Here is a 663-nt window from a genome sequence, read left to right as displayed (position 1 = left end):
TTTAACCTTCTTACTCACTCTTTTCTGCAAACATTTCATACTTATTAGATAGTKTKTTAGGTATTTGGGATTCTCAACTTTTACCCCATTAGAAAGGATTGCAAAATCTTTGATGCCTACATCAATTCCTATGGTACTCGATTCTGATATCCTCTGTTTAGCAGGAAGTTCTTCTCCGTCATCCACAAGAATATGTTTCTGCTGCAAAAACAGGTTTTATAACTTGTTTAGCAGGAAGTTCTTCTCCGTCCCACAAGAATAGATATGAAGTATTTTCCTGTACTCGATCTTGAAATGGTTGAAGTTTTCATATCGCCTTCAAACTTTCTATGAAGAACTGCTTCGACTTCCCCAATCTTAGGTAGTTTGATAAGGTTTCTTTCAAAATCTACCGAATAATGTTGTGGCATTTGATAAGATTGCACTGGGTTTTTCTTAKATTTGAAATTAGGGAAACCAGATTTCTCTCTAAAGAATTTCGTAAATGCTGATTCTACGTTTACTAAAGAAGCAAGTAGAGCCTGAGAATTAGCTTTTTTYAACCATTCGTTAGAAGGTTTTACTTCATGAACTAAAATCCTTTGTAAATCAAACCTAGATATCTATTTGTTATTTTGCTTATAAGTTTTTATTTTCTGTTATAAAGCCCAATTATAGACAAAT

At 33.1% G+C, this 663-nt stretch carries 1 pseudogene; it reads right to left on the bottom strand.

Annotated elements, in window-relative coordinates:
* Positions 1-663: pseudogene (locus FXV91_RS10805) on the bottom strand (transposase); the annotation flags it as partial.

Origin of the sequence: Methanosarcina sp. DH2, from assembly GCF_020804225.1 — an archaeon.
In the GTDB taxonomy this organism is placed as follows: domain Archaea; phylum Halobacteriota; class Methanosarcinia; order Methanosarcinales; family Methanosarcinaceae; genus Methanosarcina.
The sequence above is the reverse complement of the archived record's forward strand: the minus strand, read 5'-3'. Positions and strand labels throughout refer to the sequence as shown.